The organism is Vibrio rubrogenes, from assembly GCF_059641415.1.
Map to the genome: position 1 here is coordinate 1 of NZ_JCARSY010000030.1, position 26,412 is coordinate 26,412.

Genomic DNA, 26,412 nt, shown 5'->3' on the forward strand with positions numbered 1-26,412 from the left:
TATTATGTTAAATACAATCAATGCAGTGCATTCTATTTAGTGGTTGCTCCCCTATAGCTTGTTTCTTGTGCTCCGTCAGGTTTGATAAAGATGTTGCTGCTATTGTCTTCAGGGAGGATTCCTAAATGATAAAAACGAGCACGGTCATGACCGCACTCGTTTTATATTTGAATGGTTGAATTTTATTCTCCGTAATAACTCTTACGGTATAGATTTTTCACATCTTCAACGGTTGGTTTGCCTGGATTGGTCAGTGTGCATGGATCACCGTAGGCTCGTTCGCTCATCCTTTCCAGTACACGAATGAATTTCTCTTCGCTGAAATCGACCTCATCGCAATCTTTAAAACAGGATGGAATATTTAGAGCTTTGTTCAGCTCTCTGACTGTTTGTGCCAGATTGTCAATGCCGAGAATGCTTTCTGCCAACTGATATTTGGTGGTGTACTGTCTGTTGAAATCAATGATATATGGCAGCAGAATGGCGTTTGACAGACCATGTGTCACGCCAAACTCACCACCAATTTTGTGAGCGAGTGAATGAACCAATCCTAATGAAGCATTAGTGAATGCCATGCCGGCAAGCGCTGATGCATTATGCATATTATAACGGGCTTCTTTGTTGTCAGGTTCTTTGTATGCCGTTTCAATATTATCGATAACTAGTTTGATTGCTTCAATCGAGTACGGATCTGTAAATGATGTCGCAGCAATTGAAACAAGCGCCTCTGCTGCATGGGTCAAGACATCCATCCCAGTATTGGCCGTAATATGCGCTGGCATTGTTTCTGGTAGTTTGGGATCAAGAATCGCAATATCCGGCACCATGTCAGCAGCCACAATGGGATACTTGATATGGTTCTCAGTATCAGTGATAACAGAAAATGCTGTAATTTCAGATGCGGTGCCACTGGTTGATGGAATCGCAATAAATTTCGCTTTTTGGCGTAGTGCCGGCATGGAGCCGACTTCAATGATATCTTCAAATTTTAAGTGAGGATGTTCATAGAAACACCACATGACTTTGGCTGCATCAAGGGCCGAACCGCCTCCGATTGCCACGATCCAGTCAGGTTCAAAATTAATCATTGCTTCAGCACCGCGCCATACTGTTTTGACAGACGGATTCGGTTCAACACCATCAATAATAATGCTACGAATACCAGCTTGTGATAAATAATCTTGGCATTGCTCCAAAAAGCCAAATTTTTTCATTGAGCTTCCGCCAGTCACAATTGCAGCTTTTTGACCTTTTAACGTTGCCAGTTCAGCCAGCGCCCCTTCTCCATAGATAATGTCTCTGGGTACAGAAAATCTCATTACGCTCATACTTACTCCTATAGTTTGCATATAAAAATGTGATTAGACATACAATATGCTTACAAGCGCACTGAAACACTGATTTGAATCATTAATCGCGAATAAATTCTATGGATATGAAATAGCTAGATATTTTTTGTTGCAGAAGGATAAAAAAAGCCCCATTGTGACATTGTCACCTGGAGCCTTTTTATTGAACTTATCTGTTAACCACCGGCAAGTTTAACGGTATGGCCTTTTTTTTCCAGAAAGGTTTTAATTTTCTCGCGGTCATCACCTTGGATCTCAACATGGCCGTCTTTCACTGCACCACCACAGCCACAGTGTTTCTTGAGGGCTGCTGCCAAAAGTTTCAATGCCGGATCATCAAGGTCAAGGCCTGTAATGATACAGACCCCCTTTCCTTTTCGTCCCTTGGTTTGTCTCTGGATTCTCACAATACCATCGCCTTTTGGTCGCTCAGGTTGTGATTCTTCAGGTTTAATTCGTCCAACTTCTGTGGAATATACCAATGTCATATTTAATTACTTCTTTGCTGCTGCCGCTGCTTTCGCCTGACGGAGTTCTAAAATTGTTTTTTCAATGTGTTTTTCAATTGCGAGCTTAGATCCTTTAAGCAATCTTCCGTTGAATATACAATACCAATCATTCGGCTCACCAGTATCATTTTTCAGAGTAAAGCCAGCAAATTGTTCTTGTGTCGCTGTTGGATGCTCCCTCTTAACCTCTATATTTGAAAATTCTTTGGGATCAATAATCGAAGCAGTATCACACCACCAATCAATACTCTTCTGTACCGCTGCTTTATTACCGGAAAGAATATGATTCTTGATTTTTACTTGCCAGACATCACTGGATTGACCGGCAGATTTGAGGGTAAATCCTCGGTATGTTGCAACAGCCATATGTCTACTCAGTCCTTTTATGTATTTTCATTTAATATTAATTGTAATCGACACATGATCAAGTATATTTAGGGCTATTAATCTAGTTATAGTGCATTAGAATGTTAAAAAAACCAATATTAATCACAAAAAAGACAATAATCGAAGATTATACAAGGCAACTTTGTGCTTTTATTCATAAAGAACAACTCAATGAACTGACACAATATCAGTATTCAAACAGTTCCTTACTTGCTATGACGAAAGACTGGAATTTGTTTGTAGAATTTTGTCAGAATCAGCATGTTGTTCCTTATCCGGCATCTCCGGATATGATTCGTCTTTTTCTCGAAAAGGAATCACGAGTCAGGAAGTTTTCAACATTACGTCGTTACACCGTCACCATGACAGTGTTGCATAAATTGCTGGGATATCCGGATCCAATTGCAAATCATCAAGTTCGTATACTCCTGATGTCTTTAAGAACAGAGAAAAAAGGCGATAATAGTCAAGCGGATGCGTTAGGCAGAGAACATATTGAACAACTCGATACACGACTCTCTACCTCGCAAGATGCTAAAGACATTCGAGATCTCGCGATCTATCATCTGATGTTTGAGTGCATTTTGAAACGAGCGGAGCTCAGAGAACTCCGTGTTGAACAACTCATCTTTCACTCAGAATCCGAGGTACGGGTTGAACTCAGAGGTAATGGCTATCAACTTTCTCCACTGGCTTCGGAAGCGATTCATCGGTGGTATCAGCTGATTGATATCCAATCTTCACCTTATGTCTTCCGTTCGATCGACCGTCACCAAAATATCGGGATTGAAAAACTGAATGACTCATCAATTTATCGAATTTTAAGAGGTGCCGGAGAGCTGCTTGGGATTACCCATCTTAAATTTTCAGGTCAGTCGACCCGCATCGGTGCCACACAAGAGCTCTATCAACAAGGGATGAAAATCAAAGAGATTCAGTCTTTCGGCCGCTGGCAAAGCCCGGTAATGCCTTCTCAGTATGTTGGAAAGCATCGTCAGGCTGAAATTGAAATTCAACAATTTAAATCGTTTAAGCCTTGGAAGTCGTGATTTTTTCCAATGAACATTCAATACAATCCGTTAAAAAATCAGCCATGGTATGGCCATTGTTTTCTAACATTTTCGGAAACATTGAAATTGGCGTCATTCCCGGGAATGTATTCACTTCATTCAAATAGACTTCTCCGTCAGGAGTCAGGAAAAAATCAATGCGGGCAAGGTGTCTGAGTTTCATATGACGAAATACTTTTTCGCTGTATTCACGAATTGAGGTGAGCTGTTCGACAGTAAGACCTTCGGCCTCAACTTTGGTATGAGAGTGACTGGTATTACTATATTTCTCTTCATAGGTATAAAATGCATCCGCTGGTGCAATCACTTCACCCGGGGCTGAAATATAAAGTTCTCCGTCAACTTCATAAGCCGCAACTTCTAACTCTCGCGGTTTCACCGCTTTTTCAACGAGAACCTGTTCAGAAAACTGAAATGCCGAAGTGATCGACTGACGCAATTGTGACAAGTCAGTGACCTTGTAACATCCAACGGAAGAACCTTGTCGGGCCGCTTTCACAAATAAAGCTCCCCAACGATGAAATGCTTCTTCACACTGTGCAATCGCCTGATCCGTGAACTCAGACAAAAATAAATAAGGGGTATTCGGAACGCCTAGCGCATCATACCAAAGCTTGGATGTAATCTTGTTAAAGCTATTTGAACTCGCCTCCGGACCACATCCCAGATATGGGATTGCAGCTAATTCAAGCATCGACTGAATATCACCGGTTTCTCCGGGATAACCATGGATGCATGGCACCACAAAATCAATTTTCTGACAACTGACATCGGTATTCAGCGTTGCCGTATTGGTATCCAAATATGCCAGATGACCGTCTTCGGTAAACCATCCGTCACATTTCATTTCAATACGTTCAACGTGAAAGTGAGGATTGATTTGAAGCTGTCCCTGAACATAATTAGCAGAAACCAATGACACCTCATGTTCAGATGAACCACCACCACAAAGCAATAATATATTGATACGGTCCATTATTTTTCCACACTTCCTTTCTGTTTTAACCACCCATATCATAGATAATTCCAGATAAAGTTGTAGTCTTAATTTTTCTCTAAGCTGCTAACCGTTCACTATCTACACAAAAAAGGGCCCGAGGCCCTTTTTTACTTAATTCAGCTTGTTTAAAGTCGGATATTCAGAGTTTTTAATTGCGTCAATGCTTTTCACAAAAGGTTTGAGTTGACGAAACTCGGCCGGCAGCATCTGAATTGCCTGACGAGCTTTAGCACGCGTTGCAAAATCACCGTATAAGACGGTATACCACTTCGTCCCATTCACGACTTTGTAGTTTTCCCAGATAGGCTGTCCATCTTTAGGGAGCTTGCTAGAAAATCGATCCACTTTGCTTTGACTACCAACCGCAACGACCTGAATGGTGTAACCAAAACGTGGATTCATTGCCACCTGTTTTGCCGTTGGCGGCGTAATCGTCACAGCGGTCTGACTCGGTTGAGACATTTTTTGTGATGTGGCCGGTTGCTCTGTCGTCCGAACCACATTCATCTCTGTCACACCTTCAGCGGTTGTTCCCTGCTGAGAAACCACCGGCTGCTGAATTTTGGCCGTGGGATATTCTTCCTGGTAGCTTTCAGTTGTCACGTCCGTTACATAAGTACCAGAAGAGCATGCCGCCAACAGTAACGTGGACAAACCGAGAATGACTTTTTTTTCCATAGTTTTCGTGCCTTTCATAAAGAGTGTATCAATCATGCCCATAGCCGAGTCTAGAATCAAGTTTAGGTAATAAATTCAAATGAATAACATGTGATATAAAACACAAAGTATTAAACAATTTTAAGCGAATATCCAAGTTTTGCTTTCCATATCCCTGCTTTCATCAATCCAATTGTATAATCAGACGGATATCCTTGCTGATGTGAGAAATAAAAATGAACAACCTGTCTCATTTTTTAAAGCCCAGATCGGTTGCCGTCATTGGTGCCTCCAATCGGCCACTACGCGCAGGTCATGTGGTGATGAAGAACCTGCTCAGTGGTAACTTTGATGGTACGGTCATGCCGGTCACCCCTCGTTATACCTCTGTGTGTGGCGTGCTGGCTTACAAAACAATCGACTCACTGCCTATCATACCGGATATCGCAGTTTTATGTACGCACGCTTCAAGAAATATTTCGCTTTTCCACCAGCTTGCCGAGAAAAAAGTTGCTTACGTGGTGGTCCTATCTTCGGATATGTATACCAATGATCCAGAAGATCATCAGATTCAACAACAGTGTCACGCTATCGCAAAAGCGGCGAACATGCGTATTGTTGGTCCAAATAGCTTGGGGATCATTCTTCCTTGGATATCATTTAATGCCTCTTTTTCCCCGGTGCCCGCCTTAAAAGGGAATATTGCCTTTATTTCTCAGTCGGCAGCAGTATGTACAACCATTCTGGACTGGGCCAATGAAAAACAGATTGGCTTTTCTGCCTTTATTTCTCTGGGCAACGCATCAGATATCGATTTCAATGATCTGCTCGATCATCTCAGTACCGATCGTCACACCGATGCCATTTTGCTCTATATCGATACAATTCGGAATGCCAGACGGTTTATCTCTGCGGCCCGGGCAGCCTCACGGAACCGAAGAATTCTGGTCTTAAAAGGCGGAAGAACGCTGGAAGGAAGGAAGGCGGCCAAAGCACATACCGGTGGTATCGATACCCTCGATATTATTTATGATTCTGCCATTCGTCGCAGCGGTATGTTGCGTGTTCATAACACACATGAACTGTTTGCCGCAGTGGAAACCTTAACCCACCCACTCCCACTCCGTGGTGAAAGGCTGGCAATTATCACCAACGGCGGCGGTCCGGCGATTATGGCCATTGATACTTTACTCGAACGTGGTGGCAAGTTAGCGCGACTGAATGATGACATCATGCACAAACTCGATCAAAGCCTGCCGCCAAGCTGGTCACACGCCAACCCCATCGATCTTGTGGGGGATGCAGGGCATCAACGCTATGTGTCCGCGCTCAATGCCGTGTTAGATTCAGATGTTGCCGATGCCATTTTAGTGATGCATTGTCCTTCAGCCGTTGCTGAATCAGAACAAACGGCTCAGGCAGTGATTGATGCCTTAAATCAACATCCACGTAGCCGCCAGTTTAACATTTTGACCAACTGGTCGGGTGAACTCACCGCCAAAGCAGCCCGGCAACGCTTCTATCAGGCCGGAATTCCCACTTACCGAACCCCGGAAAGCGCAGTGATTGCATTTATGCACATGGTGGAATATAAGCGTAATCAAAAGCAATTGATGGAAACACCAACTACAGCAGATTTTCTTCCACCGGAAAAAATTCACAAAGCTCAACAGTGGATTGAGGAACATCTTCATCTTGCAAACCAGCAAGCCATATTACTCGATACCCATCAAATCGGTGACTTGCTGACCTGTTTTGAGTTTGATGTGTTACCCACTTGGATGGCCCAAGATAGTAGTGAAGCCGTCCATATTGCCGAAACTATCGGCTATCCGGTGGCGGTCAAATTACGCTCCCCGGATATCGCTCATAAATCTGATGTACAAGGCGTCATGCTCAATCTCAGAAATCGTCATGAAGTCGAAAGTGCCTCACAGGCGATCCTTGATCGTGTGAGTCTCTCTTATCCGGCAGCGTTAATTCATGGTTTAGTCGTTCAAGCGATGGCGAAACTCGCCGGCGGTGAAGAACTGCGGATTAAAGTCAAGCATGATGACACCTTCGGCCCGGTGATTCTGCTGGGCCAAGGCGGATCCGAATGGCAAGAAGCAACCGATGCTGAAGCCGCCCTGCCCCCGTTGAACATGACGTTGGCGAGAGATTTAATTGTCCAAGCGATCAAAAACAATAAAATCCGTCTGCAAAAACTGCCTGTCCCCATTGATATTGCCGGGCTTTCTCAGTTTCTAGTGAGGCTTTCACAATTAATAGAAGCGTGTCCTGAAGTGCATGAATTAGATATTCATCCCCTGCTGGTCAATGGCCATCAATTTACGATTCTGGATGCCGATTTACATCTCAAACCTTATCACGGTGATGCACAACAGCGATTAGCCATCCGTCCCTATCCGTCGGAGTTGGAACAACAGGTGGTCATGAAGAATCAAGAATCGATTTTAATTCGTCCCATTTTGCCGGAAGATGAACCCGACCACGCGGACTTTATCAGTAAAGTCTCCAAAGAGGATTTGTATAAACGCTTTTTTACGGAAGTCGGTGAATTTAATCATGAAGCATTAGCGAACATGACTCAGATCGATTATGACCGGGAAATGGCTTTTGTTGCGGTTCGTTCGTCCCCTCGGCACGAGATTATCGGCGTTTCCCGTGCGTTAATCACACCGGACAACAGTAATGCAGAATTTGCCATTTTAATCCGCTCCGACTTAAAAGGTCTGGGATTAGGACGAATTCTGATGAGGAAGATTATCGACTATTGTACCAACAAGGGAACACAACAAATATCAGGCATCACGATGCCAAGTAACCAAGGTATGTTATCACTGGCTCAGAAGCTCGGATTTCAGGTAGAAGTACATTTCGAAGATGGGACAGCCGACATGCAACTGCTGTTATCCCAAAAAGCCTGAATGATAACCATCAAACGAAAACAGAGTCGCGGATCACAGCGACTCTGCTTCTTTTGTGCTCTCTATGTCACATGACGAATTCAGTTGAGTAAATTCCAATGCTTTTTCAAATACTGAATACACCAAGATTTGGCTTCACCCATTTTATTGCGACGCCAAGCCAGCACTAACTCAGCATTTTTCTTTTCCGTACCATGGATCATTTGCAGTTTACCCGCATCAATCAGAGGTTGCGCTACCTGTTGTGGTAGTGTCCCAATCCCAAGTCCGGATATCAGCGCCTGACATTTAGCCGCAAAATTTGTCACGGTCAGTCGCGGCTGTTTTTGCAGAATATTCACGCTGAGTGGCGGTTGCTCTCTCGCAGTGTCGGCAATCGCAACAATCCGATACTTCTGTCGCGCACTTTCATCAAAAGCCCCACTACGTTTATGAACATAATGTCCGGTCGCGGCAACCCACACCATAGACATCGCTCCCAAGGATTCAACTTTGACATCGTGAGGCATCGTTTCAAGACGGGGACAAATCAAAAGATCAGCGCGATCCGTTGCCAGCGACTCCCAACATCCCGCCAAAATTTCCTCCTGAAGCCGGACTCTGGTTTTACTCACATTTCCGAGCGCTTCCACCAATGGAAAGAAATTATCCACCGGAATGATCCCATCATAAGCCAGCGTCACGTCCAGTTCCCAGCCGTTTGCCAGAACAGTCGCATCATTAACCAGTTTGTCGGTCTCAGAGAGAATACGTCTCCCATGATCCAGGAGTAACCGTCCGGCATCCGTAAAACTGGCCTTATGACCGGAGCGGTCAAAAATGATGATATCGAGATCCTGCTCCAGTTTTTGAATCTGATAACTCAGGGAACTTGGTGCGCGATTCATCTCATGTGCAGCCGCAGCAAAACTGCCACGTCGTTCAATTGCATCAAGAATGTAAAGCGCTTCTAATGTAATAGGGCTATGCAAAATCAGTATCCTTAAGCTATTTTCTTAAACACCGTATTCGTTAAACATCATGAACCGAGACTCAGGTTCAGCGAATGATACCGCCACTCAAGTCGCATACAAAAAACAAGCGCTATGAATGGCAACATATCACTGACTGCATATCATTTCTGCATTGATTCACCAAGCAACGGTAAAAACTTATCCCAAAAATGCAGGATGACTCTCAATTCAGTTCCGGCTTGACCCAGACCCGACAAAAGTCAAACCATCCCAACGCATTACATTTAGCATTTTGCAACGCGCCACACTGATCGTGACTGACACCAAGCCAACTGTGAAATAGTGGCACAATTTGATGTTTTTCTATCAACGATTTCCCGATTTCTCTTGCAGGAAACGGCTGATCGGGTTCGGTCCGCCAGTGATCAATCAACTGCTGCCAATCGGCAAAATCATCTGGCTGACTTGTTTCACTGACATCGGAGTAATCCAAAAGCCACCCAGCCAATGCATCATCGCGATGGTTCGATATGCCCATTGCTTTTATCCAGATATCAATCCCTTGTGTCACATCTACTGCATGCTCGTACGTGAACAGTTCAACCTGAATGCCATCTTGTGTTAATAAAGTCTGAATCACGTCAACCAAGTGTGGAAACATCGGATGCTTCGCATGATAAGCAATCCGAACCGGACGCGTTATCGCTGGGATAATCACTTGGCGGGCAGGACGATGGTGATACCATCCCGGTTTCAAGCCGTGGGCCGGTAACATTCCCCATGCCACAACCGTTTCTTCCGGAAAGAGACTGAATAGATTCAGTGCGCTCAACTTACTACTCAGATATTCAGCCCATTCATGATCACAGGCAAGCCCGTCTCTACGGTTCAATTGTAGGTAAATACATCCCGGATCCAAATCAACATCTTCCCGGGATGCTCCGCGTCTCACTTTAAGAGGGGTATTCAAAGTTGGGAAAACCAAAGAAGAGTCCGCCTCATCAATGACACAGACTTCAATCTGATCTAACAGCGGACGATAGCCAAAATAGCTATCAAATGCTTGCAGAATCAGCCGCTTGTCATCATTGGTCACAACTTTGAATGGTCCGGTGCCAACCGGCATGACATCAAATTCATGCTCTTGCTGAACACCGGGACTCACAATTCTTGCGCACGTTTCAGCCAGTAAAACCGGCAGATGCAAATCAGGTTTATTCAGATGAATATCAATCACCCAATCTCCGGGCGATGAGACATCCTCAATATGATGGAACAATCTGAAATGCTGTAGTTCACGAAGGCTGTCAACCACCAATTCCGATGTCAGCAATTGACCATTGTGGAACCGGACACCGGGACGTAAATAAAATCGCCAATGCTTAGCGGACAGACTCTGCCAGCTATGCGCCAAATCGGGCTGAAGCGTTTCATTCTCATCTAAGGTTGTGAGACCACTAAAAACTTGCCGGGCAATATGTTGTTCGGAGCGCCGCATCGGTTTACGAGGATTCAGCATCGATAACGGACGATAGTATGGCAGCCGAACGACCTGACGTCCCTGCTGATGCTGCACGCCAAGATAACTTTGGATGACTTGGGTGAGCTTATCGGCATTTTGGTCCAGAACGGAGAACGCCTGCCCGAACTTTCCTTCTTCAAGGTATCGTCTGGCCAGATTCTCACTCACGTCACTCCGGCTGCGTTTAAAAATCAGGTGTGATAATTTGCCCCGGCCGGCAGCAGGATGCCATTCGATCCAGCCCTCCTCTTCCATCTTATTCAAGACAATACGAGCATTACGGCGCGTACAAAACAGAATCTCCGTCAAATCTTCCAGACGGACTTCCGTGTTTTGACCTTCAAAATGTTCGAATAAGGTTTCAAACTGGACACGTAACCTTGGACTACTCATAAAGATAAAGGGGGAAATTGATGAAATTGTTCATGGCTCTATAATTTCCCATTTTCCCCTTTTCTGCAAACTTAGTTCGCATATTATTGTTATTTTTTCTTTTTGACGGCAATGGTAAGACGACTGGTACACACTAATCGATCTCGCTCATCATGAATATTGATCTGCCATACTTGCGTCGATACACCAAGATGCATTGGCTGAGCAACCCCCGTGACCGTTCCGCTTCTGACCGCTCGGATATGATTGGCATTAATATCCAACCCGACACAATAAGCATCTTCATCAACACAGCAGTTCGCAGCAACGGAGCCTAATGTTTCCGCCAACACAACCGAAGCGCCGCCATGCAACATCCCCAATGGCTGATGGGTGAAATGACAAACCGGCATCGTTGCCGACATCGTTGAATCGGTCACTTCCGTATAGACAATATTCAGGTGTTCCATCATGGTGTTCACTGAAGTTTGATTCAATAAATCAATATCAATCGGTCTTTTCCAGATACGCATAATCTACCTTTAACAAATCGAATAGGGCTGAGTGAGCCGAAGTACTCCGTTCAGAAAATATCATGACAAGCATAGCCGACGCCAGCAAACTATATTCATATGTATGAGCCTTGGTATCTGGTTGTATGCGACTTATCTTATGGAGTCATTGTTGCTGAAACGTCGTCTTGGTGGATAAAAAACTTTAAATTGTTGCCATGACGTGGATAATACGCCCTTATTCTTTTTACAGGAGTCCAGTCATATGGCAACAGAATCAGCGCTGCTTGAACGTTGTGAATCAAAATGTGAACTTTGTTCATCTACCACTCAGCTTCAACCATTTGTGGTTGCACCTCATACACAAATTACAGTCGATCATGCAGTGATGCTCTGTGAAACCTGTAAGAGTCAAATTGAGAATCCGGAAACGGCCGATTCGAATCACTGGCGTTGTCTGAACGACAGTATGTGGAATCAAACACCAGCGGTTCAAGTCGTGGCGTGGCGTCAACTGAAGCGTTTATCAGAATCTGAAGCTTGGGCACATGATCTGCTGGATATGATGTATCTGGAAGAAGAAGTTGCCAACTGGGCAATGATCGGTATGGATGATGACGCCGAGAAGCCCCGCGACGTGAACGGTGTTGAACTGAAAAAAGGTGACGACGTCACAATTATTAAAGACTTACCGATTAAAGGCTCTTCTCAAGTGATTAAGCAAGGTACGGTTGTTCGTGGCATCAGCCTGAGCGACGACCCTAAGCTGGTTTCAGGCAAAGCAAACGGTCAATCGATGTATATTATTGCTGAATATACCCGTAAAAAATAATCACCAACTGATTGAATCAAAAAGCCCCGGGATCAGAGACTGACCCGGGGCTTTCTTTATACTCATGTTTATGGTTTCAAATTCAATTTAATAATCACGCGTCGGTCTGATTTTTTATCCCGTCCATCTTGTTGAGATAACTCACCCCGAATCACCAGTTTATCACTCAGCCACTGCCCGTATGGCTGTAACATCTCACTCTCAAACAACACATTAGACACCGCTAACGCTCTTTTCACCGAGAGATCATAGTTATACTTATAAGCATCCAGATCATCTTTTGATCCCTTCCATTCCTGACTGGATAATCCAATTACTTCCAGAGACTTAATCTGTTCCGGATACTGTGAAAGCACATCAAATAATGGATTCAGCGTTGACGTAATCGCGGTTTCAAACCGGGGTGAAACCGCATACTCTCCGACTTTAAAATAGCCATACGAACCAAAGTTCAGCACCATATGATGATAATCAAAGGAAACCTTATTTTGTTGAAACGCATCTGAGCTATTCGCTTGAATGGCTGCAATCAGACTATTCAAGTCATGATTCAAATGGGATTTCTCTGTATAAAATGCATCTGACGGTAATACAAAGTTGATCGACACACGTTTATCCGCCAGTCTCAGCAGACTTCTGTTCCCTGCCCCGGTAAAAATGACATCAACATTATCGATTTTACTGAAATTATCATCAACACTGGTCACTTGATAGTCACTCAGATCATTTTTATTGATGATATTATTCACGACCGGAACATACTGATTCTCGATATAAAGTGACACATGACTGTCCCTGACACCGATATTCTCCATCGCGGTATATAAAGTATGTTTGAATAATCCGGGCACGACCATGAAAGGTGTCAATAAAATAAATAACGTCACCAGACTATTAAAAATATTCTTCTCTTTATGATTGAGATACATCTTACAGGCGATGCCACAATACAATAGTGGTGTAAACATCAACAGGGTTGAAAACCAGTCTGAATCTCTGACAGTCGCATACTGACAAATTATATAAATCAGTGGAATCAACCAAACCAATCCCAAGAAAGAGATCGAACCGATATGATGGTCTTTAATAAAGTTTTTGAGCATCCCGCCAAACACCATGCCACGCAGATGTTTCTCTTTCTTGGTCATCGATAATGTTTTAAAAATAAACGACGGTAACCGAAACAGAAAAATCAACGCATTGACCAATGACAAAGACGAGATCGAAAACAAAAAGATAAATAATGTGGCTAAGAATCCGAACGAGAGAAACACGAAGCCAATGAATGCCCCATCGCCTAATGTGAGGCCTTGAGGATAGAACCCAATCATTGAGCAATATATCAGTATTACTACTGCACCGAGAAAAAAACCAACCTTAGAAATAATCGAGATAGATTCACTTATTTTTTGTGTAGTCATTATGATTATATACCTAGCAAAGATATGAAAAACAACGAACCGATCTTAAAGCGATCACTTATTTAGGCAAGCAGAATTGATGCGATATTGACTATTTCTGGATTTTTTTTGCAGATATTTTGCAGAATACTAATCAAAATGAGAGGCCGATTCCAATTTTGAAAAAGGTAATTTTAACGTCACTGAAAGTTGGACAGAACAATAGCCGTGATTAATCCGTAGAACGAAACCATATTAAAAGCAGCTATTCTTCAATTTCAATAGCTGCCCGATACAATTTATCCATTTGAATGACCATCTGATTTAAACAGCCGCATAGGGTAGAAAATAAACCAGTAACGACCAGATACTCACCCAACTGACAACCACCAGCGCATCAAACCAATCTTTATGCCGCATATTCCCTCCTCACCGATGAGGTTATTTCAACATCATCATACAAGCAAAGACAATGCCATCATGGTAATGATTCATGTATTGGGTGAAAGCTAACTGATAAATTGTGCTTCGACAGACGCTTCAAGCCATTCAGGTTTATCTTCGAACATCTCGATCAGAGCATCGGCCATTGAGACATTCGAAACAATACCGGGCCGAACCATGCCAAGAATTGCTTCATAACCTTCTTTTCCTTTCATCGTATAGGCAGACGATGTTCCGCAATAAACCTTTGAATCATCAACAGATATCCAGTGGCCGTTTTGATAAATCTGCAATCTTTGAATCCGTTCTTCTGGCGGCATGTCGGCCTGATATTGAAAATCCAGTCCATAACAATAGGGATAACTTCCCGTGCCGGTACTGTCAGGCCGATGACCCAATGCATTGTCAATTGCGCCAGCCAGTAAATGTCTGAGCGTCGCACCGGTGACGTAATACACACCGATAGGAATGGCAAATGGCAATAATTGACCGGCAATATCGGCAACCGTCAACACCCCACTCGACAGAGAACACCGCACGCCCCCGGCATTATGCACAGCAAACTGAACCGGATGTTCACGCTTTCGCATCGCATAATAAAATGACCGGGCTACCAACGGTGCGATTTCACTGCCGCCATTTTCTCCGGGGATCCGAGTATGAAATAAAGGTTGTGTCAGGTGAATTACCGCTTTGGTTTGCTGTTGCCGCACCACCGGTAAGTAATTTTGGTTCAATATATCCTGAATATGGGGATCTTTGCGGCAAACGTAAACCAGCGGATGTTGTTCCAGATAATCGCAGGCATGTTGGTGTCGCCAGTCACTGCCCGGAGACTGTCTGGCCGCATCAACAAACAGACGCCGGCCAATTAACAGTTCATTTTTGCCCTGAAAACGTACCACCTTGCCTGCCGCATCGAAGTCAATATCACAGTGCCCCAGCGCCAGCGCGTGGCATCCGGCCTGCACAATATGGGTGTCTCCTACCTTGATCCCGTACGGATCGGCAGCCTCCAGTCCAATATCCGAAAAGTCACCTTGTAAAACATGGCTATGTCCGCCAATAATCAAACTGATGCCACTCACCGCCCCGGCAAGCTGTTTGTCTATGTCATACCCGAGGTGGCTGAGTAAAATAATTTTATTGATGCCACTATTCTGAATCGCATTGATGGTCCGGCGCGCAACATCCAGTGCCGCCACAAACGGCGTATCCGCATCTGGATTGGAGATATCATCCATCCTATCCAGCGATAGCCCAAAGATAGCCACAGCATCTTGTTCATATTCACGAACCAGCCATTGAGCCGTTTGTTGCCGGACATCATAGCGGTAAACATTAGTTTGTTCAGACAACCGATATGGTTTGTCCTGCCGCTCCTGACTCAGATCCCAGTTGCCCGCTAAAAGTGGGAAATTAATATTGCGCACAAACCGAGCAACAGGTTCATTGCCCAGATCCAGCTCATGATTTCCCAACACCATCGCGTCAACCCCTAGCGCATTGAGCAAAGTGGCATTCGCCTCTCCTTTAAATAAGGAGAAATATAGTGTGCCCTGAAAACAGTCTCCGCCATGCAGTAATAAAAAAGGGCGGTCACGATTTTGGGCTTCATCTTTCAACTGATTGACGCGAGTCGCAATTCGGGCGAATCCCCCCGCACTGACATACGGTGAAATCTCATCCTGATGCACGGTCATTTCAAGCTGCAATGATGAGGGCTCAAAGTATGAGTGAGTGTCGTTCAAGTGTGCAATTGTGATGGACAGTGGTTGGTGATGGTACTGCATGGACTCAAGCATTTTTTTCATATCATGGATGGAAAAGCATGACAGATTCATCCCCATTTGTGAAATAGAGTTCAAACTTTTTTAGTTTCTCAGACAACCAACCCCGCTGATATTCATCATCTGTGATGTAAGTAACTCGTATTTCTGGCTTTTTATATTATTCTTACAACAAGTGCTATCTCTTTGGGAAGATGCCTATGCATTTAGAGCGAGTCGAAATATCCGGCTTCCGAGGAATCCGTCGTTTATCGCTTAGTTTAGAAGCGCTCACCACTTTAATCGGAGAAAACACTTGGGGAAAGTCTTCACTGCTCGACGCACTCAGTATTGCCCTGCCACCTGACGGTAGTCTGTATCACTTTTCGCTTCAGGATTTTCATGTTAACTACGCAGTGTCTCAACCACAGACCCAGCACCTGCAAATCGTGCTCTGCTTTGTCACCACTGAGAAAAATGAGCCGAAATCCGGCCGATATCGTAAACTTAAGCCGGTCTGGCAACCTGCGCCCCGGGGACTCAGTCGGATCATTTACCGGCTCAGTGGAACCAGAGAACATGACCGCATCACGACCATCCATCACTTTCTTGATCAGGACGGCGAGCCGCTCAAACTACACCATTCAGAAAAGCTCGCCCAAGAGTTAAGTAGCCTTCATCCCGTCCTCCGACTCAGGGATTCGCGACACTTCGAAGACTCAACCAACGGCAACAATCACAGTAAGAATGCCAGAATAGAGAAAAGAATCGACAACACCTGTCGCCGTTTGCTGGCTACGCCCGGACATGTCAACAAAGGGGAAATCAAAAGCAGCCTCAACGCGATGAATTCACTGGTTGAGCACTATTTTTCATTCAAAAGCCGGAGTAAAAAGAAACCGATGTTTGAGAGAACCAGTCTGGTTTATGCCTCTCCCGCGTCAGAAAAAACCTTCATTCAATATATTGAAGAAACCAAAAACCGTCAGAGTCGTCTGCTGTTGATGCGCTTACTGAATGCATATCTACAAGCCAAAGGTCCGACCGATCTCCGCCGATGTGCGAGGCCGATACTCATTATTGAAGATCCGGAAGGCCGATTACACCCGACTCATTTGGCACGAGCCTGGACGATTTTACAATTACTGCCGATGCAAAAAATTCTCACCACCAACAGTGGTGAATTGCTTGCGGCCGTGCCACTCTATTCCATCAGGCGACTGGTCAGAATGACAGACCGAACCAAGGCGATGTCTGTCCCGGAAAAAATATTATCTCAGGACGACTTACGTCGTATCGGCTTCCATATTCGTTTCCATCGTTCCAGTGCGTTATTCGCCCGCTGCTGGTTATTGGTCGAGGGAGAGACTGAAGTCTGGCTGTTTAGTGAACTGGCTCGCCAGTGTGGTTATGATTTGATGGCTGAAGGGATACAGATCATCGAATTTGCGCAATCCGGACTCAAATCATTAATTAAAGTCGCCAAAGCATTCGGGATCGACTGGCATGTGGTCACTGACGGAGATTCAGCGGGTAAAAAATATGCGGCAACAGTTCACTCACAACTGGGACATGATCAGATATTACACCGTCTGACCGAACTCCCGGACCGCGATATTGAACACTTCTTATATAATCATGGCTTCGAATTTTTCTTTAAAGATATGCTTAGAATCCCCCACGACCATCCGATTCCCGCCAAAAAAGTGGTCACTCGGGTACTCAAGAAATATGCAAAACCTGATTTAGCACTCGCGATCGTCTCTTATTGTGAACAACGCGGTGTGGTATGTATTCCATCTGAGCTCAGAAAAACGCTGAAACGTATTGTCACCATGGCAAACGGCAATACCTAAATCATAGCACTGGCCAAGGCAAAGCCACTATAACAGCAGAGACCGGCCTTCAACCATGTGCAGGCCAGTTGTCCTGATACAGTCGATCAATGGATGTTCACCGACATCGGCACGCCAGATAAAAGACAAACTCCGATCCATCTTTAATGCCGGGACATTCAAAGCGACTAACTGATTAGTTTCGATTAACGGTTTCACTTCAAGATACGGCAAACAAGTCAAATAATCTGAATGCGCCGTCAGGCTGCAAAGCAGCGGTACAAAATCGTACTCACGCCAGACATCCAACTGAGGAACATAAGGGTGAATGGCACTTTCAAACACCATCCGGGTCCCCGAACCGGGTTCTCGCAACACCCAGCGCGCTTGCGCCAGTTGCTCGAAACTGACCGTGGGTAAGCTGGCATACGGGTGATCAGGGGCGGCAACAATCGTCAGTTGATCACTACACCAGATTTCCTGACCTAAACGATGGTCATCACAACGGCCTTCGATAATGCCTAAATCACTGCGGTAATTCAGAACATCTTCAATGACATTATGTGAGCTTTTGACACTCACTTTGATCCGGACATCGGGATAACTATGATCCAACAGACTGATTAATTCCGGAAGCAAATGCTCAGCCGGTGTCTGACTGGCACACAGTGTCAGATCACCGCTGATACCCTGCAAATCAAAAAAACCGGTCTCGATCTGCCGGGCATCTTGCAGCAAGCGTCTTGCCCGTGGTCGAAGCCACTCTCCCCAATGAGTCAGTCGCATCTGTTTACCCAACCGCTCGAACAATGTGCGTCCCAGAATTTTTTCCAGTTGCGACAAAGACATGCTGGTTGCAGATTGTGTCAGTGACAAATAATCCGCAGCCTGACTAACACTGCCATATTCAGCAATCGCATCAAAGACAGCGATCTGTTTTAATGTATATCTCACCGATTTACCTATCGTTATTGGCATCCACTCCAACTTTATTTTACGGGGCTTCCGGCAACTATCAATCAAATTGATAGTTATATTCAGAATTACCGATTTACCGTATGGTGTAAAATTAGGTACTCTACGCGCAGGAATGTGCTGTAGCACACAATTTAAACGCTATGAGTTATATCTGGAGAGCCCATATGGCGAAAAACACCGATTACTTAACGCCTGCTGAAATGATGGTTGAAGCAGAACATTACGCCAGTAGTAAAACCAAGAAATCAACAGGGACGATTTTAGGACTCGGGATAATGGCTGGCCTTTTTATCGGGCTTGCATTTGTATTTTATATTACAGTCACAACAGGCTCTGCAGACATTCCCTGGGGGTTGGCAAAACTGGCCGGGGGTATCGCTTTCAGTCTGGGTCTGATTCTGGTGGTGATTTGTGGCGGAGAGCTTTTTACCAGTTCCGTACTCACTATACTCGCCAGAGCAAATCGGCAAGTGAATACCACTCAGATGCTGACGTTCTGGGGCAAAGTCTACATTGGTAACTTTTTAGGAGCCATGTTGCTGTTAGTGTTAGTGATGGCTGCCGGTTTATATGGTAGCGCTCACGGACAATGGGGCCTCAATGCACTGAATATTGCGCAACACAAACTCCACCACACTTTTATTCAAGCATTTGCTCTCGGTATTTTATGTAACCTGCTGGTCTGTCTCGCAGTTTGGTTAACATTCAGTTCAAAAAATGCGGCGACTAAAGCAATGATGACAATTTTACCCGTTGCCCTGTTTGTTTCTTCTGGTTTTGAACACTGTGTGGCCAATATGTTTATGGTGCCATTAGGCATTGCGATTCAGACATTTGCACCGGATACTTTCTGGCATGCTATCGGTACAGATGCCAGTCAATATGCTGATCTGACGATTTCTCACTTTGTGTTTGCCAATCTGATCCCTGTGACTCTTGGCAACATTGTCGGTGGTGCTTTCCTTGTTGGTTTGGGCAACTGGTTGGTATTTAGCCGTCCGCATCAGAAAAAAACAGCTTCGATGGATCATGACGTGCTTAAAAATGATGCCTGATCGTATAACACGACGAGAATCCACTATCGATTCCAATAATTGAACTGCCGATCAAAAAAGCCTCTCAGATGAGAGGCTTTAATTTATCATATACAAGTTACTGGCTAATCAGCTTACCGTTTAATGCCTTCAACATAAAGCTGCATATCCACTGTTTCCACCATGTCCATGGCTTTGATGCCAAAGTCAGACAACTGTAATGTTGTCGTCCCTTCAAAGCCAGCACGTTCGCCTCCCCATGGATCCGGGCCGGCACCAATGAGTTCAGCATCGATACTGATCGGCTTGGTTTGACCGTGCAGCGTCAAATCACCATTGATGGTAAATTCACCATCACCTTGATCCTCAATACTGGTGCTTTTAAACGTTGCTGTTGAATACTTACCTGCGTCAATAAATTCTCCGCCACGCAGGTGCTTATCTCGCTCAGCATGGTTTGAATCCAGAGAAGTTGTATCCACTTTAACCTCAACCTTTGATGCAGTGATATTCTTCGGATCATAAGAGAATGTTCCGTCAAAACGATTAAAACGTCCCTGAATATAGCTGTATCCCAAATGACTCACGGTAAAGTTAATCGATGCGTGACCACCCTCTGTGTCGATAACATAGTCGGCAGCAGTTGCACCAAAAGATAATGCTGTCGTTAATGCCAACCCTGTTGCTAGTAATGCCTTTCTCATGATTTTGATGCTCCTATCATTTTTCGTAATGTATCGTCTTTGGAAATAAAGTGGTGTTGTAGGGCAGCCAAGACATGCAGAACAACCATAATGATCAATGTCCAAGCCGCGATTTCGTGCACAACGCCAGCGAGATCAGCCTGCCCTTCAAAAAGCGCCCCGGCGCCGGGAATGGTAAACCAGTTAAACACATCAATACCTCGGCCATCTTCCGTAGAAATCAGATAACCGGAGACAAAGATAATGAATAAATCAAGATACATCGTATGATGAACCGCTTTCGATGCTATTTTTTCAAAACGAGACCCTGTCACTTTTGGTGATGCCGTTGAAGCTTTCCAGACAACCCGGAAAATAGTCAAAAGTGCCAAAAGTATCCCGACGGATTTATGCAAAAAAGGCGCTTCATGATACCAAGTGCTGTAGTAAGACAGATCGACCATCCAGATACCCACAGCAAACATTCCCACAATAACAATTGCCGATAGCCAGTGTATGACCCTAGCGACAAGATTATAGTTTTTAACATCAGTGCTCATATCGGCCCTTCCTGACTGTATATTTGCCCATAACGACTGTTTCCCAAATTGAAAACAATTGTTGCTCTAATAGCATTTATAGTAGAAATCGGTCTATCCTCACTTCCTTTAATGAGTATTTCTTATAACGATTTCACCGAACACCTTAATAAATTGACAAACTTATTCTAATTTATTGAACTATGCTCATCTATTTGTATTAGAGTCACATTGCATATTATAGTCGTCCCAATTTTGCTTAGCCTCTGCTCTGCTCGGTCAACCGATTAAAATGCGCTGAAAACATCACAAAAACTTAATATATTTAGTCGAATAGCTCTCCGAAAAGAATAAAATAAATCGAGTTCAGTATAAAATATGCTACGCTGAATTTTGTTCTCACAAGGAGTGTTGGTCTTGTTATTGGATATTCTGATTCAAAGTGTTAATGAGTTTCAATCTGACTGCCTGAAGTTATGTGAAAAACACTATCCGACGATTCATAATCAGGGAATGACGGAACACCACCTTGCCAAAGCATTCTCCAGACGCCTAGCCCGTACACTGGTTGAATTCGGTCATTCTTGTGAATACACGCCGATCGATCTCCATATACATCATGAACTCCCCCATCATTTCCGGGTGACGTCGGAAATAGGCACCGTGTGGATCTTAACGCATCATCTTGTCAGTGCCGGAAAGACATGTCGGGAAAAACTAGTTCAAGATATCGCCCTCTGGAAAGAAGAATATGCCTATGCAATTCAACCTTCAGACCTATTATTGTTACTGGCGGATCACTGGATCTCGCGTAAAACCACCAGCCGAGAATTACTCTATTGGTGGATGGGTCAATTACCGGACGAACTCGCAGAGTACAACGCTCAGGGCATCACGTTATATGAAAGTGACTCGCGATTAAGTCAACATTTAGAGACCTATCATGCGGTCTCGCCTTGTTATATTAAGTATGGTCACCCACTCAGGCGCTCGAAAGATCAGCAACTGGTGCGTAAATACATTCAGCTATACGCTGTTTTACAATGGGCCTGATGTCGATACTCGTCCCAAACGGATTCTTCAAAGTCTAATGATTGTTCACCAAAAACGGATCACTTCAAATTCATTGATAATTGAAGCCTCCTTTCCCGTCTAAATTCCTCGCTCCTTCACCATTAAAAAAACTACATTCTTATCTATTTACAGTAAAAAATATCGTTTTATTTTTACTAGGAAAATAAAACAACTCAGATTAGAATCGCCTCCCATAAAAATTCATAACAACAGCCATCCGCCTGCAACAGAAAATCGCTGATAAAGGTGATGACTGAATTCATACCTCAGGTATGAACTTAAGCTCAACGTAAACAATAAAAAGGTCCCTGAATCATGAGCCCAGAGAAACATCTACTCGACTGGCACGCTGGCCAAACGATTGCGGAATCCATGTCGCCCCTGATCGGACAGTTATATCGCAACCGAGGTGTCGAAGTAATTTTATTCGGAAAAACGCTGATTAACGCAGCAACGATTGAAATCATTAAAACGCACCGGATTGCCCGTCGCTATATTGGTTCTCCCCTCGATTTACAACAAACACTCCCGGTTTTACAACAGCTCGCACAGTTAGAATTAGCCCCATGCCGGATCGATATTGGTCAACTCGCCCATCGATACTGGCAACATCACGACGATGAAGCCGGCCTGAAGGATTATTTACAAACAACGCTTCACAATACCTTGAATAATACCCCGAGAGCCGCGCAAAAAGATGTTGTGCTGTATGGATTCGGTCGGATTGGCCGTTTACTGGCACGCTTACTGATCGAAAAAAGCGGCCCCGGTTATCCGTTACGTTTACGGGCGATTGTGGTGCGCGGCGGAAAAGACGGAGATTTGGAGAAGCGAGCCAGTTTACTACGTCGTGACTCGGTTCACGGTCTGTTCAACGGTAGTATCACGGTAGATCATGAGCGTAAAGCGATCATTGCCAATGGCAACTATATTCAGGTCATTTACGCCAGTCAGCCACAAGACATCGACTATACCGACTATGGGATTGACGATGCACTTATCGTAGACAATACGGGGGTTTGGCGTGATCAAGAAGGTTTAAGTCAGCATCTGCAATGCCAAGGCGCAGCTAAAGTGCTCCTGACAGCACCGGGCAAAGGTGAGATGAAGAATATTGTTTTCGGGGTTAATGAGTCCACGATTCTGCCTGATGACACCATCATTTCGGCCGCAAGCTGCACAACCAATGCTATAACACCGGTCTTAAAAGCGGTTCATGATCAGTATGGGATTGTATCGGGTCACATTGAAACGGTTCATTCATTTACCAACGATCAGAACTTGATTGATAACTTTCATAGCGGCGAACGGCGTGGCCGAAGTGCTTCACTCAATATGGTTCTGACCTCAACCGGCGCGGCCAAAGCTGTGGCAAAAGCCCTGCCGGAACTTGCCGGAAAACTCACTGGCAATGCGATCCGGGTACCGACACCAAACGTATCGATGGCAGTTGCCAACCTCAATCTGGCAACCGATACAGACAAAGTAACCCTGAATCACTATCTGCGGGATATCGCACTGAATTCACCGCTGGCACCACAAATTGATTACACCGAATCCACTGAAATTGTTTCAACCGATTTAGTCGGTTCACGCTATGCCGGAGTCATCGATGGGGCGGCAACGATAGCTCAAGATTCTCGCTGTGTTCTGTATATCTGGTATGACAATGAATTTGGCTACAGTGGTCAGGTGATTCACTGTATGGAACAGATGATGGGAGTTCGCTACAAAACCTATCCGACCCAATAACTGGTTTCATCTCCACAACATAACAATAATAATCGAACGATGCCGTCGGTTTATCGACATCTCTTCTGCGTAATACTGACGACATCGATCATGCACCTGAGTGCTTGCCGCTTTCTTAACCAAAGCGGCTTTTTTTTGATCATCATTCACTCAGACGATATTCACTTCTTATGAAAATGAAGATAATGCCACCAGCTCCCGGGTGTATTCATGTTGCGGATCGGTAAAGAGTGTTTGGGTCTCTCCCTGTTCAATCATTTTCCCCTCACGCATCACAATGGTGTAATGACACAATGATTTCACAACATTCAGGTCATGACTGATAAATAGGTAAGTCAAACCGTGCTTTTGCTGCAACATTTTCAGCAAATCCAACACCTGCGCCTGAACCGTCCGATCAAGCGAGGATGTCGGCTCATCCAACAGAATAAACCGGGGCTGTAAGATTAACGCCCGGGCGATCGCAATCCGCTGCCGTTGGCCACCGGAAAACTCATTGGGATAACGATAACGATTGTGTGGATCAAGCCCGACTTCAGCCATCACTGCGCAAATTTGTCGGTCGATCTCCGCATCACTCAAGCACTGATGAACCCGCAACCCTTCACCAATCACCTGAGCGACGGACATTCTTGGGTTGAGTGCCGAGAATGGGTCCTGAAATACCACCTGCATCTGATGACGAAATGGCAACATCCCTTGACGATCCAGTGACTGTAATTCAGTTTCGCGAAAACGAATCGAACCTTCGGAATGCAGCAACTTGAGAATCGCTAATCCGGTCGTTGACTTGCCGGAGCCACTCTCTCCGACCAAGCCGATTGAGTGTCCTTCCCGTAGATTAAACTGCACATCCGTCACCGCTTTGACGTAGCCGACAGTACGCTTGAGTAATCCGCCTGTCATCGCAAACCAGACTTTCAGATGCTCAACCTGAAGCAAAGTCGGCGCATCAGCAGCCACCGTGACCGGCTTTCCTCTCGGCTCGGCATGAATCAACTGATGGGTATAGGGATGTTGAGGTGCAGCAAACAGTTGCTGGGTTTCACCGCTTTCGACCAGACGTCCCTGTTGCATCACGGCAACCCGATCGGCGATCCGTCTGACAATGCTCAGATCATGGGTAATAAACAGCATTGCCATCCCCAGTTCCTGTTGCAGCGCTTTCAAGAGATCAAGGATCTGAGCTTGCACCGAGACATCCAATGCCGTGGTCGGCTCGTCGGCAATCAATAACTCCGGTTCATTGATCAATGCCATCGCAATCATCACCCGCTGCCGCTCACCGCCGGAGAGTTCATGCGGATAAGCATTGATTTTCGTTGCCGGTTTACGAATGCCAACTTTTTCTAACCAGTTCAGTGCAATTGCTTCTGCTTGGCGAGTACGGGTTCCCCGGTGAATCGTCAGTGTTTCTACCAACTGTCTGCCAACTTTGTGGAGCGGGTTCAGTGACACCATAGGTTCTTGGAAAATCATCCCGATCCGTCCACCGCGAATCCCGCGTAATTGCCGGGCTGAACAGGTTAACGTGTTGATCCCGTCAAAAAGAATTTCACCTTCACAATAATGTGCGGCATGAACAGGCAATAACTTGAGAATCGCATTGGCGGTCACCGATTTTCCAGAACCACTCTCACCCACCAACGCGAGCGTTTCCCCTTGACGGATAGAGAAACTGACCTGATGCGTCACTTGTTCGATACGCTCTTGCTCGGCTCGATCTTGACGACGAAAACCAATCGACAGGTTCTTTACACTCAATACATCCTGACTCATGTGCGTTTCCCGTACTGATGTGGGTCGAATGCATCGCGCACGGCTTCACCGATAAACACCAGTAAAGTCAGCATCAACGATAAAACCACAAAGGCTGATATACCTAACCAAGGCGCCTGAAGATTCGCTTTCCCCTGCGCCAGCAGTTCTCCGAGTGACGGTGACCCCACCGGCAGACCGAAACCAAGAAAATCCAGTGACGTTAATGTCGTGACCGAACCGGAGAGAATAAATGGCATCATCGTCAATGATGCCACCATGGCGTTCGGCAACATATGGCGGCGCATAATCTGGTGATCGGAGACCCCCATCGCCTGTGCAGCTCTGACATAATCAAAATTACGGCAGCGCAAAAATTCAGCCCGCACAACGCCAACCAGACTCATCCAACTGAACAACACCATAATCCCCAGTAACCACCAGAAATTCGGCTCGACAAAACTCGACAGAATAATGAGTAAAAACAGTGTTGGCATCCCCGACCAAATCTCGATAAAACGCTGGCCGAACAGATCAATCCATCCCCCGTAATATCCTTGAATCGCACCCACCCCGACACCAATCACGGAAGAAACCAACGTGAGGACAAACCCAAATAAGACCGAAATACGGAAACCATAGATAATCCGGGCCAAAACATCCCGTCCCTTATCGTCTGTTCCAAGCCAGTTAACCACATCCGGCGACGACGGTACGCTACCACTGTCAAGATTAAAATTGATGGTATCGTAACTAAACCGAATCAATGGCCAGACAATCGTGCCTTTCTCACGGATCAATTCATCAACGTAAGGATCGGTATAATCGGCTTCCGTCGGAAATTCGCCACCAAACTGTGTTTCCGGATAGACATACATGATCGGGAAATACCAGTGATGGTCATAGGAAATGAAAAGTGGCTTATCGTTGGCAATCAGTTCAGCAAATAAACTGAACAAAAACAGGAAACTGAAAATCCACAGCGACCAGTAACCCCGCTTGCTCTTTTTGAAGCGTTGCCAGCGTTCAGCATTGATTGGGTTCATCTTGATC

The 26,412-nt window shown here is 45.0% G+C and carries 21 protein-coding genes and 1 pseudogene; 7 read left to right on the forward strand and 15 right to left on the reverse strand.

Translation table 11 applies throughout. The annotated features are described in order from the left end of the window. Nucleotides 1–182 precede the first annotated feature (182 nt). From AC55NX_RS16525 to AC55NX_RS16535, 3 genes are all read right to left on the reverse strand, one after another. Complete coding sequence (locus AC55NX_RS16525; protein ID WP_496996729.1) at nt 183–1,328, reverse strand: iron-containing alcohol dehydrogenase; 1,146 nt, start codon at nt 1,326–1,328, stop codon at nt 183–185. Between the two features lie 197 nt (nt 1,329–1,525). Further along, the gene (gene yciH / locus AC55NX_RS16530) at nt 1,526–1,837 is read right to left on the reverse strand and encodes a stress response translation initiation inhibitor YciH (protein ID WP_496996730.1); all 312 of its coding nucleotides are present in this window, start codon (nt 1,835–1,837) and stop codon (nt 1,526–1,528) included. Nucleotides 1,838–1,843: 6 nt separating this feature from the next. Next, nucleotides 1,844–2,224 (reverse strand): DUF3319 domain-containing protein, encoded by a 381-nt coding sequence (locus AC55NX_RS16535; protein ID WP_496996731.1) that lies wholly within the window; start codon nt 2,222–2,224, stop codon nt 1,844–1,846. 254 nt (nt 2,225–2,478) lie between these two features. Here AC55NX_RS16535 and AC55NX_RS16540 point away from each other — a divergent pair, with 254 nt between their 5' ends. Then, nucleotides 2,479–3,294 (forward strand): tyrosine-type recombinase/integrase, encoded by an 816-nt coding sequence (locus AC55NX_RS16540; protein WP_496996732.1) that lies wholly within the window; start codon nt 2,479–2,481, stop codon nt 3,292–3,294. On the opposite strand, the gene AC55NX_RS16545 is transcribed toward AC55NX_RS16540, so the two are convergent. Continuing rightward, nucleotides 3,275–4,291, reverse strand: a complete 1,017-nt coding sequence (locus tag AC55NX_RS16545) for a D-alanine--D-alanine ligase (RefSeq protein ID WP_496996733.1) — start codon at nt 4,289–4,291, stop codon at nt 3,275–3,277. The two genes, AC55NX_RS16540 and AC55NX_RS16545, sit on opposite strands and share 20 nt — an antisense overlap. A 135-nt stretch (nt 4,292–4,426) precedes the next feature. Continuing rightward, on the reverse strand, nt 4,427–4,993 hold the full coding sequence (locus tag AC55NX_RS16550; protein WP_496996763.1) for an SPOR domain-containing protein: 567 nt from the start codon (nt 4,991–4,993) through the stop codon (nt 4,427–4,429). A 215-nt stretch (nt 4,994–5,208) separates the two neighbouring features. Between AC55NX_RS16550 and AC55NX_RS16555 the strand changes: the two genes are divergently transcribed. Beyond that, nucleotides 5,209–7,902: a bifunctional acetate--CoA ligase family protein/GNAT family N-acetyltransferase gene (locus AC55NX_RS16555; protein ID WP_496996734.1), complete on the forward strand. Its 2,694-nt coding sequence runs from the start codon at nt 5,209–5,211 to the stop codon at nt 7,900–7,902. Nucleotides 7,903–7,982: 80 nt separating this feature from the next. Here AC55NX_RS16555 and AC55NX_RS16560 read toward each other — a convergent pair whose 3' ends face one another. From AC55NX_RS16560 to AC55NX_RS16570, 3 genes are all read right to left on the reverse strand, one after another. Continuing rightward, a complete protein-coding gene (locus AC55NX_RS16560) occupies nt 7,983–8,873 on the reverse strand; it encodes a LysR substrate-binding domain-containing protein (RefSeq protein WP_496996735.1) in 891 nt (296 codons plus the stop codon). Nucleotides 8,874–9,078: 205 nt separating this feature from the next. Next, on the reverse strand, nt 9,079–10,770 hold the full coding sequence (locus tag AC55NX_RS16565; RefSeq protein WP_496996736.1) for an SgrR family transcriptional regulator: 1,692 nt from the start codon (nt 10,768–10,770) through the stop codon (nt 9,079–9,081). Nucleotides 10,771–10,859: 89 nt separating this feature from the next. After that, the gene (locus AC55NX_RS16570; protein ID WP_496996737.1) at nt 10,860–11,282 is read right to left on the reverse strand and encodes a hotdog fold thioesterase; all 423 of its coding nucleotides are present in this window, start codon (nt 11,280–11,282) and stop codon (nt 10,860–10,862) included. Nucleotides 11,283–11,526: 244 nt separating this feature from the next. On the opposite strand from AC55NX_RS16570, the gene AC55NX_RS16575 reads away from it, so the two are divergent. Further along, nucleotides 11,527–12,093 carry a PhnA domain-containing protein gene (locus AC55NX_RS16575; protein WP_496996738.1) on the forward strand — a complete coding sequence of 189 codons (567 nt, stop codon included), beginning with the start codon at nt 11,527–11,529 and terminating at the stop codon, nt 12,091–12,093. A 68-nt stretch (nt 12,094–12,161) separates the two neighbouring features. On the opposite strand, the gene AC55NX_RS16580 is transcribed toward AC55NX_RS16575, so the two are convergent. Further along, complete coding sequence (locus AC55NX_RS16580; RefSeq protein WP_496996739.1) at nt 12,162–13,424, reverse strand: OmpA family protein; 1,263 nt, start codon at nt 13,422–13,424, stop codon at nt 12,162–12,164. Nucleotides 13,425–14,002: 578 nt separating this feature from the next. After that, a complete protein-coding gene (locus AC55NX_RS16585; protein ID WP_496996764.1) occupies nt 14,003–15,730 on the reverse strand; it encodes a bifunctional metallophosphatase/5'-nucleotidase in 1,728 nt (575 codons plus the stop codon). A gap of 197 nt (nt 15,731–15,927) precedes the next feature. Here AC55NX_RS16585 and AC55NX_RS16590 point away from each other — a divergent pair, with 197 nt between their 5' ends. After that, nucleotides 15,928–17,562: an ATP-dependent endonuclease gene (locus tag AC55NX_RS16590; protein WP_496996740.1), complete on the forward strand. Its 1,635-nt coding sequence runs from the start codon at nt 15,928–15,930 to the stop codon at nt 17,560–17,562. A 27-nt stretch (nt 17,563–17,589) separates the two neighbouring features. Here the strand turns inward: AC55NX_RS16590 and AC55NX_RS16595 are convergent, their stop codons facing one another. Next, nucleotides 17,590–18,495, reverse strand: a complete 906-nt coding sequence (locus AC55NX_RS16595) for a LysR substrate-binding domain-containing protein (RefSeq protein WP_496996741.1) — start codon at nt 18,493–18,495, stop codon at nt 17,590–17,592. A 164-nt stretch (nt 18,496–18,659) separates the two neighbouring features. Here AC55NX_RS16595 and focA point away from each other — a divergent pair. After that, a pseudogene (gene focA / locus AC55NX_RS16600) lies at nt 18,660–19,529 on the forward strand (formate transporter FocA); the annotation flags it as partial. A 158-nt stretch (nt 19,530–19,687) separates the two neighbouring features. On the opposite strand, the gene AC55NX_RS16605 reads toward focA, so the two are convergent. Together AC55NX_RS16605 and AC55NX_RS16610 are read right to left on the reverse strand one after the other, a co-directional pair. Further along, nucleotides 19,688–20,257: a YceI family protein gene (locus AC55NX_RS16605; protein WP_496996742.1), complete on the reverse strand. Its 570-nt coding sequence runs from the start codon at nt 20,255–20,257 to the stop codon at nt 19,688–19,690. Next, complete coding sequence (locus AC55NX_RS16610) at nt 20,254–20,796, reverse strand: cytochrome b (RefSeq protein ID WP_496996743.1); 543 nt, start codon at nt 20,794–20,796, stop codon at nt 20,254–20,256. Before AC55NX_RS16610 ends, AC55NX_RS16605 begins: the two co-directional genes overlap by 4 nt. A gap of 396 nt (nt 20,797–21,192) precedes the next feature. On the opposite strand from AC55NX_RS16610, the gene AC55NX_RS16615 reads away from it, so the two are divergent. Then, nucleotides 21,193–21,828 (forward strand): hypothetical protein, encoded by a 636-nt coding sequence (locus AC55NX_RS16615; RefSeq protein WP_496996744.1) that lies wholly within the window; start codon nt 21,193–21,195, stop codon nt 21,826–21,828. Between the two features lie 336 nt (nt 21,829–22,164). After that, entirely contained in the window at nt 22,165–23,601 is a 1,437-nt protein-coding gene (locus tag AC55NX_RS16620) for a glyceraldehyde-3-phosphate dehydrogenase (RefSeq protein WP_496996745.1), read from the forward strand. Nucleotides 23,602–23,769: 168 nt separating this feature from the next. Here AC55NX_RS16620 and AC55NX_RS16625 read toward each other — a convergent pair whose 3' ends face one another. Together AC55NX_RS16625 and AC55NX_RS16630 are read right to left on the reverse strand one after the other, a co-directional pair. After that, nucleotides 23,770–25,380, reverse strand: coding sequence for an ABC transporter ATP-binding protein (locus AC55NX_RS16625; RefSeq protein WP_496996746.1), 1,611 nt, complete (start codon nt 25,378–25,380; stop codon nt 23,770–23,772). After that, entirely contained in the window at nt 25,377–26,405 is a 1,029-nt protein-coding gene (locus AC55NX_RS16630) for an ABC transporter permease (RefSeq protein WP_496996747.1), read from the reverse strand. The genes AC55NX_RS16625 and AC55NX_RS16630 overlap by 4 nt, the downstream gene beginning before the upstream one ends. Nucleotides 26,406–26,412: the final 7 nt, after the last annotated feature.